Genomic DNA, 18,101 nt, shown 5'->3' on the forward strand with positions numbered 1-18,101 from the left:
TATGTCAGTTTGATAAAACCCTACTAAGCATTGCCGTGCTTTTCGGGTTTGAAAGGTTATCGCTTGGATAGCGACTTAATTACTTCAAAGAATTGTGATAGTGCTTTAATCAAACCAGTTGATGCTCTGATAAGTATCGATACTGCAATGATTACATACGCAAGATTGTATGGGTCGCTTATAGTCTTTCTCCTATATAGATTTCTATCTATGCCTCAGTAAATTACAGTTACCGAGGCAACCTTTCTTCTGTTCTTCATCAGAACGCAGCCATTATACAGCGTATTGTTTTTCGACACCAAATCACCTCTCTCGAACATATGTTGTAAGTTACTTAAAATACGTGGGTTTTTACACGTATTTCGGTCTATAACTGACCGCCTCAACCTCTAGCACACTTATATAAATCAATAAGTTACAAAGACCACAGTGATTAGATTCACAAAACTGAACATTTCTTTTTGGCACGTTTTTCTGTTAGTAGTCAAAAATCAAAAAAAACACTACATATAGTATTAAATGCACAAGCCATGCAACTACATGTAGATGTGACTTTTATATCTACAGCAGCAAATCTAAACCATGTTCTTGTCAACCGAATACTACTTCTTTTCGGATTGGTAGGATGAATCACCTTTCAAAACAATAAGTTTTCGATTGTCCTTTTTACCTCTGCTTTCGGATCTTAATTTTGTGATTGCCCTTTGCATTTTCAGACACTAAAACTAGATCTTATTTTTTGACCCTAACGGATAAAGAAATCACTGTTTACAGCCTGAAAAAACTATCGAGCACATTTTCAATGTAAACAACCGAATCGACGGTCAAAAAACACACAACCATTAGCAAGAGAACACGTTTCACAGAAAACCAGGTTACCTTTAAAACAACCTTCCACAATTACGCAAATAGTCTCGTATTCAATACCCTGTTTATGATTAAATCAAAAACATGCTAACTGTATGAGATGTCAGATGAAACTTGAAGAAAGAATTCATTGTCTATTAGAAGATGATAGTTTTCCTAGTATCCTTCTTTGCGATGGTCGTTGGGGGATCGGGAAAACTCACTATGTAAAGAACACTCTCAAACCTCACCTAGATGAATACTACAAGAAATCACACAAGAGCATCTACCTATCTCTATATGGTGTGTCTAGTTTAGATGACTTCAAAGATCGCCTACTCTCTCTCGCGTACACAAAGAATGACAACACAGCATGGTTTGCTCGTCGCTCAAACAGCGCTGCTGATTTTTCGGTACAAACTTTTGAAGGAACGAGAGGTGTCGGCAAAGCATTGAGTAGCATAGGCTCAATCGTAAAACAGAATTATTTCAATAAAATTAATAATTTATTGATATTCATTGACGATCTAGAGCGTTTATCTTCTGACGAACTAAGATCTCAAATCTTAGGCGAATGCTTAAACCTATGTGAGCAGAAGAAAGTAAAGATTGTAGTCATTGGCAACCTACAAAAGATCAAAGCCAAAGAAGATATGGAAAAAGCAGATATAGAGAAAGCATTTAGTGACATTGTGACTTTCAACCGTTCTCCATCTGAATTGATTGGAGTTCTAGACGACATGTATACTGGTTACAAAGCACTTTCAGAAAGTCAAAAACTACAGATCGAAGGAATTCTTACCGATTACAAAGTAGACAATATTCGAGTTATACGACGTTCTATTGACCGATACAATGCAATTAGCGGGCTATTTCAAAGAGACGATAACTTAGACTATTTACAGATCGATAGAAACAATCTCTTTACCTCATTCGCTGTATGTATCGCCATCTATAATCATGGTTTCACTCTAGACGAAGTATTCGAGGCTTTTCGCGAAAGTCCATATCGCGAAGAAACTAAACAGGATGACTCTCCGGAATCCCTATTACGAAGCCTAATACACCCATTACGCCATTTGGCTACCGAGAATCACATTCGATTCATCGCCTCATATGAAAATAACTTCAAAGATCTGACAACGGAGTTAAAACTGCCACTACCAGAAAATAAACTACAAGGAATCTTAGACTACAACTTCAGAAAAAACGACGACGATTGGCTTCAAGAACGGCTTCCCGAAATTAGACAACTGATAGCAAAACCAAAAAAAGAAGATTTCATAATTTGGATTCGAGCATGTAATGTCTACCTCTTCATGATAGATAACTTCTATGTAGAAGATGATGCTAGTAAGTTTCTATCACGAGTTAAAGACCTTTTGGAAACATCCAAATTCAGTTTACCCGAAGAACCAGAAGAGTTACGAAGTGATCTTAGATATTACGTCCATGACAAAGAACTAACTGAACTATTCTCACAATTCTTATCAGACACCGCTAAAAGTGAAAAAGACAGTAAGATTGAATCATACAAGCAGCGTTTTAGGGAGTCATGGCAGTTAGTAGTCGAAGAATCAAGGTTGGAGCATCATGACCGATTTTTACAATATTTTGAAAGCGAAGACTTTGACTTCATTCTGGAACATTGGAGCAATAAAGATATAAGTGACTTCGTCCGTTTTATTAGAAGCAGGTTTAACGTGGTTGATTGTGCCGGAGTTTATGGACAAGACCAAGTCCATATTGAATACCTGTTAGACAGTATCGACTTAAGACAGCCGCAGTTGAGCAAGGGTGCACGACTAGGTGTGATAACTGAACTTCGGGAGGAAGTCCTATCTATTTCTGAACGACTAAGAACAATTCCGGAGTTTGAAAAGCCTGTTTAATTTGGCATTAATAACAAAAAGAGGAAATCCGGAAAGGTACTCCGGCCCGTCCTATTTCTTTGTCTGTCGATCTTATTCAAACCACTACTCTGCAAAATTTCTGAATGTCGCATAATGGCAATTTTTAGTTACTCACACACTGTATTTTTACACTTAAGCCAACCGGTCTCAGTTTAATTCGCGCCAATCTTGCGTCGATGGTGAACTCTGACCATCTTTCTTCATCATTAGTGAGTGTTTATATGTCAGAGACAGCAGCAGAAAACCAAGTAAGCCAGACGCCGCGACCTGTTAATAAGGTCAAGCGCACAACCAATGCATTATTGGCACTCACTATGGTGTCCATTGGTACAGCGATTGTGGCAGATCGCATCATTCCGACGACCGACAATGTCCGTGTGGAAGGCAATGTCGTCTCATTGATCCCACAAGTTTCTGGCCAAGTAGACAGCGTCAGCATTAAGCCAAATACCGAAGTCAAAAAAGGCGATGTGCTACTGCAAATTAATACCACCGATCACCAGATTGCGGTCAAGCAAGCAGAAGCAAAGCTCAAAATCGCAGGACAGAATGTTGGCTCGCAAATGGCAGGTGTGATGTCGGCACAAGCTCAATTGACCACCGCGCTCGTGGCACAAGAAAATGCTAAACGCCAAGGTCAACGAGTTTTAGCCATGGCAGAAAAAGGCGTGGTTTCAAAATCAGATGCAGACACTACTCGCGCAGCCATTGATAAAGCGAATGCCGATGTCGTTAACGCCAAAGCGAACCTAGAAAAAGCAAAAGCTCAGGTGGGAGCGGAAGGTGAAGAAAACGCTCAGATCCAATCGGCTTTACTGGAACTGCAACAAGCGCAGCTGAACTTATCACGCACGACAATGCGAGCACCTTCTGATGGCGCTGTGACCAATTTTAATTTGTCGCAAGGCGCATATGCCACGGCAGGCTCTCCTTTGATGACGTTTGTTGAAAGCGACGGTTTATGGCTTGAAGCCTTCTTTCGCGAAAACAGCATGGGCAATATTAACGCCGGAGATAAAGTTGAAATTGCGCTCGATTATGCTCCCGGACAAACCTTCTCTGGCACGGTATCTTCCGTAGATTTAGGGGTTGCATGGGGCACGAATAATCAGCCAGGCACCTTAGCCACCGTAAAAAATCAAAATGGTTGGCTTCGCGATACACAGCGTATGCCCGTGACCATTAAGCTCGATGATAAACATGCGGCTGACTTCATGCGTATCGGTGGACAAGCAGATGTGGTGATCTACACCGAGAGCAATGCTCTATTTAACTTTCTGGGCAAGATTTGGATCAATCTAGTGAGCGTGTTCTCTTATGTTAGATAGTCTGACTCAAGAACAAGAACGTCGAATCCTGCGCTATGTTGTCACTGTAGGTTTGGCTACTTTCATCGCGTTATGGTTTAACTGGCCTTTGGCATTTTGTACGCCTCTTTTGACTGCAAAATTCATCGTCGATAAACCGCAGTTTCATATTCTACATGTCAAACAACTTGGCTATGCGTTGATCTCCACTGCGGTCATTGGCTTTTTGGTATCAAGCGGCTTGCCAGAGTACAAAATAGGTTTTCTGGCTGTTCTGTCGCTGGGCATGTTGTGGAGCTATTACCTATTTACCGATCCGAAATGGGTAATGTTTGCCACTTTCTTAATGATTGCCCTGATTTTGATTCCATCGGTTACTATCATCGACAAGCAAGCTGCGTTAGACGTAGGCATCGGTTTTGCGTTTTCTGGTATCGTCGCCGTAGCGCTTTACGGGGTGTCGCATGTTTACTTCCCAGAAGAGGATGCGACGGAATTTGCTGGCTTCCCTCCCCTCTAACTCAAGAAGTTCCTTGGAATGCTGCGATTCGAGCTTGGATGATGTCGTTTCCCTTGGTTTGTTTTTATTTCTATTTCCAACTGTCACAAATATTGCTCACCGTTGCGTTTGTCATGCTGCTTTCTCTGATGGCAACCAGCGACAAAGCGGGCAAAACATCATTGTTTTTTGTTATCAGTAATGTGTTAGGAGGACTACTCGCTTTCGCCGCTTTCGTTACCATTTCTCTGGTGCCAAATATGTACATCTACATGCTAGTGATGTTGGTGGTTATTACGTTACTTGGGACCAAGATTTACACCGAGCCCGCCAAAGCCCCAGTTTACGCCACTGCATTTACGGGCTTTATGGTGTTAATGGGTACCTCCATGAGCAGCGGTGCGCTAGACGATAAGTTTTACGTTCGGATATGGCAGTTAGTGTTGGTCGTTGCCTACATGGTATTTGTGACCTATTTCTTCGAATCTCGCGACAAGAAGATCGCGTAGTCGCATTAAGCTTGGACACTTTATGCTGCTCAAGCTTTCATCACTATTGTCGCAAACTGGCAATGAATATTTCATCAAATTGGTAATCTCATACCTTCCATATTGTTATTCACTGAAGGATGGGAAATACGCCATGCTCGATTCACTCGCTCAAAAATTCATCCCGCCAAAGCCTTACCTTGTGCTAGGCAACCGCATGTTTTTGCTTTCTATCGTGCTGCTTATCATCAGTGCGTATTTTTATGATGTCGGAGAAGCTTTTGTGGCGGTGGAAGTGGGAATCATCCACTACCTATACAATCTCAAATTCAGCACAACAAAGGACACGCTATTAGGTAGCCTTCATCCTTTGGTCATGACTTTGACTGCGGTACCACTTTCCATGGTGCCTATCGCTTATGCGCCTGTTACCAGTGCGCTGTTTGCTTTTTTACTCGTCATAACAGAGCGTGATAAACACCACCAAGGAGTACCAAAGTACATTCTGCCGCTGACGTTTATGTTGTTATCGATGATGATGCCAGTAGATATCCCAGCCACAGAACTCATGCTTCAACGTTCAGTATCGGTTGTGCTTGGCATCACTGTGGCGATCAGTGCTAGTACGCTGGTTTGGAGAAATACCAACGCCCAGAATGGCTCGATGAACACCACACATAAAATTGGTCGTGTTGATCTCAAGTACTCCAGCCGCAAAGCGCTAGGAATTGGCTTGGTGTTGTCGTTAGGCATATGGGGTGGCGCAGGAGCCGTTTTAGGTGCTTACCTATTTATGATGATCCATAGCCCGTTTAGTAAAGACTTAGCACCGAAAGCATGGCAACGGTTATCAGGAACCTTGCTTGGCGCATTAGTTTATTTGCCTGTGGGATTGCTATTGGGCTCGTTCAACGCCGACATGGCAATGACAATAACCATGTGGGTTTTGGTCATCGCTTCGCTTTACGGCATCCTTGTATATCTCGAGCACAACTACACCATTGCCACGGCTTGTATCATGCTGCTTATTCTTACTGTATCGGTAGGTCCTTTTAATCCGGAAATGGCTGAATTGATCTTTTCGCAGCGAGTATTGTTCACCGTAATCGGTGGCGCGGCCATGGTGGCTCTTGGGGTATTGATACCACTTAATGAGAAAGAGATAACTGCATAAAAAAGAAAAGTCTCCCAATTAAAGGGAGGCTTTCCATTGAATAGTTTGGTTTTGATTGGATGCAAATCAAACATACCGCTTCACAAAGTCAATGAAAGTACGGTCGGCGATGGATAGATAGCCTTGTTTTCGCCACGCGAGTGCAAGGTCGAGCTTAACGCTCGGTTCAAATGGAATACCCACCACCCCCTGTTCATGTTGTGTCACCAATTCGAGAAGCGCGGTAATAGCAAATTCTTGTTTAACGATACTCAGAATGAGCGGCAGCAAGTTGGTTTCGAATGAGGACTTCATCGTAAAGCCATGCTCTTCACTCACGTGGTCTAAGAATTCTCGGTGGAAGTAGCCATGTTGGAACATCACCAAGTCATGCTCGAAAAACTGATCAAATGTGATGGCATTACGCTGAGCTAAATCATGTTCCGGAGCCACGACGGCAACCATTTGGCTAGTAAACAAATGGTCAGTTTCTAAGTCGTCTGGTACATCGTCACAGCTGATCACGCCAATATCGAGCTGACCATTAAGTAACATTCGACGAATAGACTGAGTGCCCGCCTCCACCAGCGTCAGCTTTAAATCTGGATACTGGCTCTTAAACGCCATAACAATTCGAGGGAAAAAATAACTGCCCATCATTGAAGGCGTGCCAAGACGCACTTCCCCTTTGGCTAAACCTTTGAGCTCATCAATCGCTAGTTGCGCATCGTGTAACTGCTGAATTACTCGCTTAGCGTGAACCAACAAGGTTTCCCCTTCTTTGGTTAAGCTGATTTTCTTTTCTTCTCGGCGAAACAGCGTCACACCAAGAGACTGTTCGAACTTCTTAATTGAAATGCTTAACGCTGGCTGAGCAATGTGCAAAGCCTTAGCTGCATGAGTAATGTTGCCGTGTTCCGCGACCGCCAAAAAGTGTTTGAGTTGTTTCGATTCCATTAGATCAAAAATATATACCAACCATATTTTTAATATATTTTTTCAATCCACAACTAACTGATAGATTGATCACAGTTTCTTTATATTTGCTCGCTCGCATTAGGCAGGACTCATGGTCAGTTTCGGCACTCCGGAATACAAACGCATTACGCTATCTCTGGCGCTAGGCTCGTTTTTGGTTTTCTCAAACCTTTATCTCCTTCAGCCGATGCTGCCAAGCTTTGCGGTGCACTTTCAGATCTCGGAAACGCAGGTTAACTGGCTATTCGCCGCCACCACACTGGCTCTCTCCTTTAGCTTGGTTCCGATGGCTGTGCTCTCTGAATCGATTGGGCGCAAACCTGTAATGATGTTTGGTCTGTTTTCGATCCCTGCTATCTCCGCATTAATGCTGCTTGGCGATTCGTTTTTGTTCTTAGTGGTTTGTCGCGCTTTGATCGGTGTTGCGCTTGCCGCGTTTGCTGCTGTTGCCGTTGCTTATATGGCGGAAGAGCTAGATAAACACGCATTTTCAATGGCGATCGGTACTTATATCGCAGCCAATTCATTGGGAGGGATCGCAGGGCGTATCAGCGGAGGTTTGTTGGCAGACAACTTTAGCATCGATGTCGCCATCGAAGTTATGTTGCTATTCACCCTTATCGGCGTGGTCAGCGTGCATTACTTGCTGCCAAAACAGAAAAACTTCACCCCTTCTTCGAGCAGTTTAAGGCATCACAATCGAGCTATTATCGAACACTTCAAAAATCAACGAGTGTGGTTCGCCATGCTGATTGGTGGTTTGAACTTTGCGTTGTTCGTTAATCTCTATTCGGTAATGGGTTTTCGCTTAGTCAGTGCGCCACATAATGTGCCTGTCGGGTTAGCTTCTCTCATCTTTATTTGCTATTTGGGTGGTACGTTCTCTTCCCGCTGCGCCGGACATTGGAGTAAACGCTTTTCACCGATACTTGGCATGTTTTTGGGCTCTATCGTCAGCATGGCTGGCATGTGGATCGCGGTGATTGAAAGCATACCTGCGATGCTCACAGGGTTATTGTTGATCAGTTTTGGTGCGTTCTTCACTCACACACTCGCCTACGGCTGGGTTGGACAAAACGCGACACAAGCAAAAGCGACGGCGACCGCATTGTATCTCGTGCATTACTACATTGGCGGCAGTTTAGGTGGATTCCTATTGCTCTATTGCTGGCAAAACGGCGGTTGGTCGAGTGTACTCATCGGCGGTAGCACACTGTACATTGCCATGTTCGCTGCTATCGCATTCTTAAAACACATCACAGAGCGAATTGACGCTGGCGATAACGCAGACATAACGGCTTAGCAAAGCGTTAAGCCCTATTGATTTTATGTTGTGGCGCTGGTCTGCTATGCTTGCGCCACATTCATAAAAGCAAGAAAGTCGTATGCCAACGCGCTCAACACAAGAATCATCAAACACCGATACCAATGCGATCACAGAGCAAGTCGATCAATGGCTCAATGATGTCGTGATCGGGTTAAATCTCTGCCCATTCGCCGCTAAGCCACAGCGCAATAAACAAATCAAAATCTTCGTTAGTGAAGCCTCGCAAGAAGAAGCACTACTTGAAGACATTTTGCTGCAACTGATCGAACTCAGTAGTACCGAGCCAGAAAAACTGGAGACAACCTTGGTTGTGGTTCCAAACATGCTGCAAGATTTCTGGGATTACAACTTCTTCATTGATTGGGTTGAAGGCTTGATCAAACAGCAAGATTGGGAAGGCATTTTCCAAGTTGCCACCTTCCATCCTGATTACTGCTTTGGCGGTGCAGAACCAGAAGATGATGAAAACCTGACGAATCGCTCTCCATATCCAGTGTTTCATTTGATCCGTGAAGAGAGCATGGAAAAGGTACTCAAACACTACCCTGATCCCGAGTCCATTCCAGATACCAATATCGCACGTGTCTCAGCGCTTTCAGAAGAAGAACGTAAGAAGCTCTTCCCTTTCCTATTCCGCTAAAACTCACTCCCCAAGAGACAGATTTCTGACCAGTTAGAATGGGATCGCTTGGGGATTAAAGTTCGGTTTGATATGATTGCGACTTCAATCGATTCAATGGACATTAGAATGCAACTGTCAAAGCTAACCCAAGAGATTTTTGATCACCTATACCGTGACATTACCGAGTTCCGTAGCACTTTCGATCTACCAGTGGCGGATGTTGCAAGCCTAGACGCACAAGCAGATACTCTACACACTTCTCTTGCGATCGAAGAGCTTACTGAACTAGCGGAAGCGGATTGCAAAACAGAGCAAGCAGACGCAATCATTGACAGTGTTTACGTTCTAATGGGTCGTCTAGTACACCTTGGTGACAGCAAAGTTGAAGATAACCTTGCGATCAGCTACCTGATTGATCTACTGCTTAACGTAGCGGTGAACCGTGGTATCGACTTTATCCCTTGCTGGGACGAAGTACACTCAAGCAACATGAGCAAAGTGTGTCGCAACGAACAAGAATACGCAGAAACAGAAGCGTTCTACGCTGAACAAGGCATCAAACTGATGGCGGTTCAAAAAGGCGAATACATCATTGCGAAATGTGCAGAAGATTTTATATCTGAAGGTAAAACGGTACGTAAAGGCAAGGTTCTAAAATCGGTTTACTACCGCCCTGCAGACCTTAAGCCACTTACACAGTAAATCGTCGATTAGGCACTACAGATAAAATTCAGCGCCCACAATACTCGATATTGTGGGCGCTTTTTTATTCTGAGCTTTATTGAATGAGTGTCGAGAATTCAAGCTTTCACAGCATACACCGTAATATGGTTTGAAGTATTTCGTTCATATACCTCTACATTACGGACTTCAAAGCCTGCTTCTTCAAGTTCAGAAACGAGGTATTCTTTTGATGGAATACAGCGATAAGTGTACTCATCTTTGTACGTATGATGGCTGTTGCCATCTTTCGAGCACAAACTGCTCACGAAAAACACGCCATTTTCGGACAACAAGCGATACACATGACTGAGAAATGTGGCTCGGTCATTCCCGATAATACAGTGTAGGCAGTTACCATCGATGACAACATCATAACGTTCAGTAAGTTCCAGTGATGCTGCAGTTAAGTCAGCGACAACATACTCCCCAGCTATATCAGCCAATTGTGCTTTTTCTCTTGCCCATGCTATTGCTGTCTCTGAGATATCGACACCAGTCACTTCAAAACCATGTAGATAAAATGCCCTGCAGTGATGTCCTTCTCCGCAACCTAACTCAAGCAATCTTCCTCGTGTTGGACACCCTTCCAGCGCGAGAAAACGTTCCACCAAAATTGGCTTAGACATGCTTTTATTACCACCCCAGCCTTCCCACCCGGCTTGGCGCGCTTGAACATACATTTCTTCATGGACTAGATAGTTGGTTTTCATATCCTTTCTGCTATCACTCCCTGATAAAGCTCTACTCATCCAAATTGAATCTGCACGTTGCATTCCCAACTGCATTGTTATGCTCAAACTAAACACCTGTTCAGTATTTATTGATATTTCTGAGGTCTATCTCTCTGATAACCTTATCTCAGTTACCATATCGTGGATTACCTATGATTCATATATCTCAGGTGTTGCCGTTAGTCGAAAAACAGCTCAAAGAATTGCAGCCTAAAGAGGCGGTAGAGTTTAAGACTTACAAAAGAGATCGCGGCTTTCTGATTTGTTGCCTAGTTGACTGCGAGTTCCAAGTTGTTGAAACGGGGTATCACAATCAAACGATGACGGGAGATTTGGTCAGTACGCGTAAACACGTTAAGAAAGCCCTCAGACGAGAGCTTCCGAGAAGTAATAAAGAAAAAGCACCCAGTCTTTATGAGGTAGGTATTATCTACCATACGAGTATGCTTTAACTTTCGGTAAAACTGGGTAAATTTTTAAATCGACCTTGTATGGAGTTTGCCCTCTCAAGAGCTCTTCAATGTTGTAGTTCAGGTGCGATAACTTATAGCCATCAGATGTCGGAATGTCGCGTTTAGATATTGTTAACGATAAGCTATCGCTGCGGAATGTTTTATCAAACCGGACACCTCCTTTTTGTCCCCCTGAAAATCTGACGACAAATCTATTGAATACAGTGTTTTTCTTGAGCCCTACCCAATCTCTATAACCTTCACAATTGACTGTAAAAGAGGTGGCACTTTCAATTATTACTCGACATTGCTTAGGATATTTACTGGTCGCTTGAATCGGGTTGCCATAATAATATATATACTCCCAAAAAGGAGCCGACGTTTTGAATACTTTATTAGACGGGCTAATAACATCAACAACGTTGCACTGCTCCTCGCTCGATGACCTCGCTCTAGAACTAGACTCCACAGAGCAATACGATGAACAACTTGAGCTATCATCTGCCGCATCATCTGCGTAAACGTAAGGATACGCGCTTCCGTAACTGTCAGAGATTGCATCATTAACATAGTTCGCGTTATTTATGACACGAACTAAAGTGGGAGGGGTATTGACTCCAGTGGTAATATATTCACGGGCAGAAACAATTTGCTCAGCACTAATTCCTCCAAATGCAACAACTTCTGCCTGTCCTTGAAAGTAATAAGCAACATCCCAGAACCTCTGTCTTTGCGTAATTTGGCATCCCCTCAATAGGGTACTCGTTACATCATAGAAGTTATTGGTTGGCCTAATTTCATACACATAATAAGTAATTCCTGAATTTCTTCCTTCACTTAACCAGTTTACAGCGAAATCTGAGTGCAATGTTGTTGATATAAATGCTGAGTTCTGAGTACCTGAAAAGCATGACTCGCCTTCTACATGTTCAATAATACGATCATTATCACCTAGATTTTGGAAACCTGTATTAAAAACCTCTTCTGGAGGCCGCGTATCAGCACGATAAGTATTTTGTAGGACAATATTAAATATGTCATCTTCGTCCATTTGAGCATTTGCAACAGGAACGAAAAGAAATAATACAAATAACAATATTGTAGTTCTTGCCTCTCTCATAATGTTATTCCTCTTTTTATCTCATACTCAACGATATGAATAAAAAACCGCATCTAATTAGCATAAATAAAATATTAATATTGACCATGCTAACTATTGAGGCGCATTGAGATTTTTTGTACATTTCATACTTAACGATACATAGGTAGCCACATAAACATGAATGCCAGCGATAACATGTTGGCATAACTTCTTTCTAGCTTATGATGTCTATTTGAAATAGCTCGATAATGCTTAATTCTAACGAAATCATTTTCGATCAAGTGACGGTACCTATATAAGCACCAATCCGTACTGCCTTTGTCTGTATCTTGTCCATAATTTCGTTTAGTAATTACAGGTTTTCCGCCATACCTCTTAACAAAAAAACGGAAAGGTTCGCTATCATATCCTTTATCACAAACGATAGTATTAACCTCATCGAGTTGCTCTCCTAAATTTTCGGTATGCCCTATTTCGTGTCGCTAACCTTCTGACAAATAGAAATAAATCGATAAACCAAAACTATATACAGCCAAGTGAATCTTAGTTGAATTCCCTCAACGCTCCTTTCCGATGTGTTCAGGCCTTTCAGTAGCCAAACCCGTACTATATTGATGTGCTCGAACAATATATCCATCTAAGAAGCCCTATCCAAAATCAAGTCAAGACTCCAACGTGGTGATCTTGAGTTAGAATGGTCGTCCCTCAACTCTTAATTAAAACTTATGGGGAGTTTAAGACCTACAAAAGAGATTTCGGCTTTCTGATTTACTGTTTAACAGATAGTGAGTTCCAAATTGTTGAAACGGGGTATCACAATCACACGATGACGGGAGATTTGGTCAGTACGCGTAAACACGTTAAGAAAGCCCTACGACGAGAGTTTCCGAGAAGTAATAAAGTTTGGGTGGAGTACTTTCAGAGTGTCGATAACCCATTAGATATCAAGAAGTCCCATTCACATCAGATGCCTCTGTTTTAGCCTCGCAACAAATAAACAGTTTGGCATCTGGCTGCACTGTATTCCTTTAGGATACTAATCAAAAATCAGATACGGCCTTTCTTCTACTAAGACCTTCTTAACTTGAGTTTGGAACACCTCAGCTAATCCTTCTTCTGATAGCACTTCATCGGCGTTACCGGAAGAATGCAATACGCCGTTATTGAGCAGCAGCACCTTATCAGCATGCTTAAGTGTTCGGTTTAGATCGTGGTTTGCGACCAACACCCCGATGCCTTGCGCAGCGACGGCATTAATGAGCTGATATAGCAGTCCTTCTTGGGCAATATCCAACGGCGCTGCGGGTTCATCCAAAATCAATAGCTGAGAGTATGGGTTAATTGTGCGCCACACTTGCAAGCACACCCCAGCTAGACGGACACGCTGCCATTCACCACCGGATAATGTCTGAATGCTTCGATGAAGCTTGTCTTGCAATTGCACCAGCTCAATAACGATATTGACTACGTCCCGTACTTTCTCATCGCCGATATTGGCACCCGTTGGCAGTGAAAGTGCTAAGTATTGAAAGACGTCAACATTGAACGCAGGTCTTGATTGTTGACACAAATACCCGCGGATATGCGCTTGTTCTGAAAGTGGCATTGTGAGCAGGTCGTTATTGTCGACAAGTACTTCCCCACTTACACCTTCACGCTGATTTAAGGTTCCAGATATCGCGCCAAGTAATGTGCTTTTCCCAGAGCCGTTTGGACCCACGACATGCACAACCTCACCCGGCTTACATTCAAAGGACAACGGTAGCAGTCGACTTCCAACTGCGATGTGCTTAACGTGCATCATGACTTTTCACCAGCATCCAAATGAAGATAGGCGCACCGATAGAAGTGGTCATCACTCCGAGAGGTAGCTCTGCGGAATCGAGCAACAAACGCGCGCCGATATCCGCAAACACCAATAAAGCTGCGCCAGATATTGCCGACAGAGGCAACAGGTAACGGTTTTCTGTACCAAACGCTAATCGAAGCAAATGCGGCACAACTAAGCCCACAAAGCTAATGATCCCACCTAACGCAACGGAACCGCCAACAAGTACGGAAATTGCCAAAATGAGCTTCCAGCGCATCTGATGAACATCAATACCCAGTTGAGTTGCATGGATTTCCCCTAGCATCAACTTATCCAGCGGCTTGCCCTTGCTGCAGAGCCAAATCAGTACAGGTAGCATGACTAAAGTGACGGTGTGCTGATACCAACTTGCACCACCAATGCTGCCCATTAACCAGTACATTAACTGACGGAGGCTTAAGTCATCGCTAAAGTAGAATGCCCAAGTCACAATGGCGCTCGACAGAATACCCAGAGCAACACCGACAAGCAGCAGCCTTGCGGTAGTGAGATGCATCGCTCGCGCTATGCCAACCAATATGACGGTGAATAGCATCGAGCCAGCGATCGCGGCTAACATAAAAATCATTGGGGAAGGCAAAACAGGCAAAGCAAACATAGCTAGCACCATCGCCAAACTCGCGCCCCCCGAGATCCCGAGAACGCCGGGTTCGGCTAATACGTTCCCAAGCAAGACTTGCAATGTTGCCCCTGAGACCGCTAATGCGGCGCCAATTATCGCAGCGGCTACCAAACGTGGCAGACGCAAATCCAATAACAGTTTTTGTTCAAACGCAGAAAGAGATTGAAAAGGAGAAAGGAAAACCTCTCCGACCATCAAATGAATGGCAGAGAGCAGCACGAGAATCACTGACATAATCAAAAGATTGCGTTGCCAGCGTCGCTCCTTGTTCAGGATAAGTTGTTGAAAATCCATAGTAGCCGATAAATACAAACGAGGCTTAACCTTACAGTTAAGCCTCGGTAAATTGCAAATGTGTTCTTACGCTTTATTCGCCGAAATTAAAGCGATATGGCATTAATCGTAGACTAACTCACCATCTTCGTAGCGCGTTTTCACTTCACACACCATTAATGCTGCGCGTTGACCAATCGCGACGTGGCGATTTGGGAAAACAACGGCTTCGTTATCGTTCTTCGCCATCAATGGTTTGTCACCATCGTGACCAAACACTTCGCCGTGAACGAATGAGGTGAAGTTCTCAACATTGTCATCAAACATGAAATCGAAATCTTCGTGCAAGCGCACAATCGTACGACTAACACGGTACTTGATACATGGTTTAGACAAGTGCTCCGCTTTCGCCTCTGCAATTAGGTTACGCAGTGACAAATCGAACGCAGTCAGTTTGTCTAAGTCGTTTTCACCAATGCGAGCCACTCGACCAAGCTCCATCGTCAAAGCTTGAGCGCCGTAGTTCTCTGCACTGAACCAGCTGAATGTGCTGGTTGGTGAGTTAGACAGTAGCACGGCTTCAATATGTGCACTATCGAGGAAATCAATCAAAGCTTTGCTACGAACAGGATGGCGCGTTTTCGGACTCACCGCAAAGGTGTAGTGCTTTGAATCACGGATCGCACAGTGCAAATCTAAGTGCCAGCGTGTTTCCGCTGCCGTATCTTGATAGAAATCTCTGACTAACAATTTGAGAGTGTCAGCAATCGCAAGCTCTTTGGTTGGCTCGTGCTCTTTCTCATCAAACAGTCGGTTAAGGTTTTCTTCTAAAAATCGCGTGTGCGCCAGAGTCGATTCTGGGTGAGCGATAATGAATAAGCATCGAGCCTCGACTTTCTGGAAGCCAGATTCGATGTCTTTGATAATTGAATCCACCAGCTCCATCGGTGCGGTTTCATCCCCGTGGACACCACAAGAGATGATGACGTTCTTGGTTTCCTGAGTGTATTCATCAGGAATCACTTCTAGCACACCACGCTGATAGAGTTTAAGTTTTACACCATTAGACAGCACCTGCTCCGCTGGCGCGACATCAATATGAACATCTAACGTGTCAGTTAAAAACGATTGGCGAAAGAGAGACTTCGTCATGCGTTACTCCTTAATAGCACGGCGGGTATGTTAATAAATTGTACAAAGGATTTTTGTTGTTGCGATCCCACTTATGAGTAGAAGCCACCAAATTTATTTAAAATCCCATACCTTTTCGCGCCATGCACTCAAATCAAGCATTGAGGCGTTTATTTTTTAAACAATTACAAAGTGTTAGGGCTGTGAACTTTACCACAGCCCTAAAGAAGATCATTATGATTTGATCAACTTTTAGCGTTTATTCACCACGTTGTGCGAGTAAACGTTCAAATTCGTCTACTTTGTCACGAACTAGCTCCACACTCTGCTGCCAAAATTCTGGTTGCGTCAGATCCATTGAAAGATGCTTTTCGACAACCTCTTCAGCCATCATGTTGCCAGTGTCGCGCAATAGATCTACGTAATCGTCGTAGAAACGCTCCCCTTTAGCTTCACGTTGAGCGTAGATACCTTTACTGAACAAGAAGCCGAACAGATATGGGTAGTTGTAGAAGCTCACCCCAGAAATGGAGAAGTGCAGCTTGCTCGCCCAGAAATAAGGGTCAGCTTCGCTCATCACATCGCCATACCAATCTTTCCACGTTTCTGACATCAGCTCACAGAAGTCATCTGCTGTCAGTTCTCTCTCTTGGCGACGCTCGTAGAAGGCTTTTTCGAATTCGTAACGAACTGGGATATTGATCATCAGCGCCAACGCCGAAGAGAGCTCTTCCCACAGCATTTCGAGCTTATCATCCACACTTTCTGCTTTTGAAATCAGGTGATCACGAACGATGTTTTCAGCGAAAATTGAAGCGGTTTCTGCCAACGTCATCGGGTAGTACGTTTGGCAAAGCGGCAAGTCACGAATCACCCAGTTGTGGAAGGCGTGACCAAGCTCATGAGCAAGTGTCATAAGGTCTGAGCGGCTACCACTCCAAGTCATAAACACAAGCGGCGTACGCGTCGCCGGCAGCTTAGTACAGTATGCACCAAGGCGTTTATTGGCATTAGGCGCAGCATCAATCCAGCCGTTTTGTACCATCATGCGGACAAACTCGGACATGTCTGGATTCACGGTTTCGAACGCTTCACAAATGACGTCGATTGCTTCATCAAATGGGTAAACTTTCGCTTCACCACTCAAAGCAGGCATCGCAGCAAGATGATTCCACGGTTTCATCTCATCCAGACCGTGGACCTTAGCCATTAGCAAACCAGCTTTCTGACCGATTTCACGACTGTCTTTAGCCACTTTCATCATGGCATCCAACGTTTCGGATTTGATTCGGCTGCCATGCAAACTTGGATCAAGGAAATGAACATCGCGTTTAACAGAACGCTTTTTGTTTTCCGTTAAACGCCAGCCTGAAAGTGCATTGAGAATCGCTGCGAACGATTCTTGATGTGTGGCCATCGCCTTTTGCACACCGCGCCATGCACCTTCTTGACGCTCAAACTCCGAGCCATAAAGAATACTTGCCGCTTGGGAGAAGCCAAGCTCTTCACTTTCACCATCAGCGTAGTCAAGCTTCACTTTCAAAGAGCCCGTGAGGTTGTTGTATAACTTACCCCACGCAGATTTTCCATCCACGCTCATTGCCGCTAACAGCTTTTCTTCTTCGGTGCTTAAGCGTGTGTCAGCCAGTTTGCGAGAGTTTAAGATTGAAAACGCCTGACCACTGATATCTGGATTTTCATGATCCAAAACGCGAGTAATGAACTCTTCATCAGCGTGAGTCAATTTAAGCTCAAACGCACTGTAAGCTTGAGAAAGCTCAGAGAAAATACGCGTCATACGACCCAGCAGTGCTTTCGCCTCTGCATTTGTCGCATCCACTGACGCGTAACAGTTTGCGAAGTTAGCAATCGTGCCAGCCAAACGGCTTGCCGCCTCGCTGGTTAAGATTGCGTTTTGCATCACTTCAACAGAGTTACAATCGGCAGACTGTTTATTGAGTAGGTCAATGCATTGCTCTACAAGGGCAATGTCATCTCGAATTCGTGGGTCAGCGAGATCGTTATAAACGATGGATAAATCCCAGCTAGGAGCGGTCATTTATG

General features: G+C 43.8%; 14 protein-coding genes and 2 pseudogenes. 8 read left to right on the top strand and 8 right to left on the bottom strand.

Annotation, left to right across the window (positions count from 1 at the left end; translation table 11 throughout):
- The first annotated feature begins 974 nt into the window (after positions 1 to 974).
- From BCT11_RS21065 to BCT11_RS21080, 4 genes and pseudogenes are all read left to right on the top strand, one after another.
- The gene (locus BCT11_RS21065) at positions 975 to 2,738 is read left to right on the top strand and encodes a hypothetical protein (protein ID WP_102389211.1); all 1,764 of its coding nucleotides are present in this window, start codon (positions 975 to 977) and stop codon (positions 2,736 to 2,738) included.
- 242 nt (positions 2,739 to 2,980) lie between these two features.
- Positions 2,981 to 4,087, top strand: a complete 1,107-nt coding sequence (locus BCT11_RS21070; protein WP_102389212.1) for an HlyD family secretion protein — start codon at positions 2,981 to 2,983, stop codon at positions 4,085 to 4,087.
- Positions 4,077 to 5,074 (top strand): annotated as a pseudogene (locus BCT11_RS28620) (DUF2955 domain-containing protein). The gene BCT11_RS21070 and the pseudogene BCT11_RS28620 overlap by 11 nt, the downstream one beginning before the upstream one ends.
- A 133-nt stretch (positions 5,075 to 5,207) precedes the next feature.
- The gene (locus BCT11_RS21080; protein WP_102389275.1) at positions 5,208 to 6,227 is read left to right on the top strand and encodes an FUSC family protein; all 1,020 of its coding nucleotides are present in this window, start codon (positions 5,208 to 5,210) and stop codon (positions 6,225 to 6,227) included.
- 66 nt (positions 6,228 to 6,293) lie between these two features.
- On the opposite strand, the gene BCT11_RS21085 is transcribed toward BCT11_RS21080, so the two are convergent.
- A complete protein-coding gene (locus tag BCT11_RS21085) occupies positions 6,294 to 7,163 on the bottom strand; it encodes a LysR family transcriptional regulator (protein WP_038868612.1) in 870 nt (289 codons plus the stop codon).
- Positions 7,164 to 7,275: 112 nt separating this feature from the next.
- On the opposite strand from BCT11_RS21085, the gene BCT11_RS21090 reads away from it, so the two are divergent.
- The 3 genes from BCT11_RS21090 (at position 7,276) to BCT11_RS21100 (ending at position 9,835) form a co-directional block, all read left to right on the top strand.
- Positions 7,276 to 8,487, top strand: coding sequence for an MFS transporter (locus BCT11_RS21090; protein WP_102389213.1), 1,212 nt, complete (start codon positions 7,276 to 7,278; stop codon positions 8,485 to 8,487).
- Between the two features lie 82 nt (positions 8,488 to 8,569).
- The gene (locus BCT11_RS21095) at positions 8,570 to 9,151 is read left to right on the top strand and encodes a DUF1415 domain-containing protein (protein WP_042606237.1); all 582 of its coding nucleotides are present in this window, start codon (positions 8,570 to 8,572) and stop codon (positions 9,149 to 9,151) included.
- Positions 9,152 to 9,259: 108 nt separating this feature from the next.
- Complete coding sequence (locus BCT11_RS21100) at positions 9,260 to 9,835, top strand: nucleoside triphosphate pyrophosphohydrolase family protein (RefSeq protein ID WP_042606236.1); 576 nt, start codon at positions 9,260 to 9,262, stop codon at positions 9,833 to 9,835.
- A 98-nt stretch (positions 9,836 to 9,933) separates the two neighbouring features.
- On the opposite strand, the gene BCT11_RS21105 is transcribed toward BCT11_RS21100, so the two are convergent.
- A complete protein-coding gene (locus BCT11_RS21105) occupies positions 9,934 to 10,566 on the bottom strand; it encodes a class I SAM-dependent methyltransferase (protein WP_102389214.1) in 633 nt (210 codons plus the stop codon).
- Between the two features lie 173 nt (positions 10,567 to 10,739).
- On the opposite strand from BCT11_RS21105, the gene BCT11_RS21110 reads away from it, so the two are divergent.
- Positions 10,740 to 11,039 carry a hypothetical protein gene (locus BCT11_RS21110; protein ID WP_102389215.1) on the top strand — a complete coding sequence of 100 codons (300 nt, stop codon included), beginning with the start codon at positions 10,740 to 10,742 and terminating at the stop codon, positions 11,037 to 11,039.
- Here BCT11_RS21110 and BCT11_RS21115 read toward each other — a convergent pair.
- The 6 genes and pseudogenes from BCT11_RS21115 to BCT11_RS21145 all read right to left on the bottom strand — a co-directional run bounded on the left by BCT11_RS21115 (position 11,014) and on the right by BCT11_RS21145 (position 18,096).
- On the bottom strand, positions 11,014 to 12,159 hold the full coding sequence (locus BCT11_RS21115; protein ID WP_102389216.1) for a hypothetical protein: 1,146 nt from the start codon (positions 12,157 to 12,159) through the stop codon (positions 11,014 to 11,016). The two genes, BCT11_RS21110 and BCT11_RS21115, sit on opposite strands and share 26 nt — an antisense overlap.
- A 131-nt stretch (positions 12,160 to 12,290) precedes the next feature.
- Positions 12,291 to 12,785 (bottom strand): annotated as a pseudogene (locus BCT11_RS21120) (transposase); the annotation flags it as partial.
- A 392-nt stretch (positions 12,786 to 13,177) separates the two neighbouring features.
- Positions 13,178 to 13,945 carry a vitamin B12 ABC transporter ATP-binding protein BtuD gene (gene btuD / locus BCT11_RS21130; RefSeq protein WP_102389218.1) on the bottom strand — a complete coding sequence of 256 codons (768 nt, stop codon included), beginning with the start codon at positions 13,943 to 13,945 and terminating at the stop codon, positions 13,178 to 13,180.
- Positions 13,932 to 14,927 (bottom strand): vitamin B12 ABC transporter permease BtuC, encoded by a 996-nt coding sequence (btuC, locus tag BCT11_RS21135; protein ID WP_042606235.1) that lies wholly within the window; start codon positions 14,925 to 14,927, stop codon positions 13,932 to 13,934. The genes btuD and btuC overlap by 14 nt, the downstream gene beginning before the upstream one ends.
- A gap of 102 nt (positions 14,928 to 15,029) precedes the next feature.
- Positions 15,030 to 16,058 carry a succinylglutamate desuccinylase gene (locus BCT11_RS21140; protein ID WP_005439838.1) on the bottom strand — a complete coding sequence of 343 codons (1,029 nt, stop codon included), beginning with the start codon at positions 16,056 to 16,058 and terminating at the stop codon, positions 15,030 to 15,032.
- A gap of 238 nt (positions 16,059 to 16,296) precedes the next feature.
- Complete coding sequence (locus tag BCT11_RS21145; RefSeq protein ID WP_102389220.1) at positions 16,297 to 18,096, bottom strand: M3 family oligoendopeptidase; 1,800 nt, start codon at positions 18,094 to 18,096, stop codon at positions 16,297 to 16,299.
- Between the last annotated feature and the right edge of the window lie 5 nt (positions 18,097 to 18,101).

Source organism: Vibrio sp. 10N.222.52.B12, from assembly GCF_002875385.1.
GTDB lineage: Bacteria > Pseudomonadota > Gammaproteobacteria > Enterobacterales > Vibrionaceae > Vibrio > Vibrio jasicida.

Excerpts from the sequence above, each read along its gene's own strand:
- BCT11_RS21080 (WP_102389275.1), top strand. The coding sequence starts at position 5,208 with ATGCTCGATTCACTCGCTCAAAAATTCATCCCGCCAAAGCCTTACCTT.
- BCT11_RS21090 (WP_102389213.1), top strand. The coding sequence starts at position 7,276 with ATGGTCAGTTTCGGCACTCCGGAATACAAACGCATTACGCTATCTCTG.
- BCT11_RS21070 (WP_102389212.1), top strand. The coding sequence starts at position 2,981 with ATGTCAGAGACAGCAGCAGAAAACCAAGTAAGCCAGACGCCGCGACCT.
- BCT11_RS21140 (WP_005439838.1), bottom strand. The coding sequence starts at position 16,058 with ATGACGAAGTCTCTCTTTCGCCAATCGTTTTTAACTGACACGTTAGAT.
- btuC (WP_042606235.1), bottom strand. The coding sequence starts at position 14,927 with ATGGATTTTCAACAACTTATCCTGAACAAGGAGCGACGCTGGCAACGC.
- BCT11_RS21145 (WP_102389220.1), bottom strand. The coding sequence starts at position 18,096 with ATGACCGCTCCTAGCTGGGATTTATCCATCGTTTATAACGATCTCGCT.
- BCT11_RS21115 (WP_102389216.1), bottom strand. The coding sequence starts at position 12,159 with ATGAGAGAGGCAAGAACTACAATATTGTTATTTGTATTATTTCTTTTC.
- BCT11_RS21110 (WP_102389215.1), top strand. The coding sequence starts at position 10,740 with ATGATTCATATATCTCAGGTGTTGCCGTTAGTCGAAAAACAGCTCAAA.
- BCT11_RS21085 (WP_038868612.1), bottom strand. The coding sequence starts at position 7,163 with ATGGAATCGAAACAACTCAAACACTTTTTGGCGGTCGCGGAACACGGC.
- btuD (WP_102389218.1), bottom strand. The coding sequence starts at position 13,945 with ATGATGCACGTTAAGCACATCGCAGTTGGAAGTCGACTGCTACCGTTG.
- BCT11_RS21100 (WP_042606236.1), top strand. The coding sequence starts at position 9,260 with ATGCAACTGTCAAAGCTAACCCAAGAGATTTTTGATCACCTATACCGT.
- BCT11_RS21105 (WP_102389214.1), bottom strand. The coding sequence starts at position 10,566 with ATGAAAACCAACTATCTAGTCCATGAAGAAATGTATGTTCAAGCGCGC.
- BCT11_RS21065 (WP_102389211.1), top strand. The coding sequence starts at position 975 with ATGAAACTTGAAGAAAGAATTCATTGTCTATTAGAAGATGATAGTTTT.
- BCT11_RS21095 (WP_042606237.1), top strand. The coding sequence starts at position 8,570 with ATGCCAACGCGCTCAACACAAGAATCATCAAACACCGATACCAATGCG.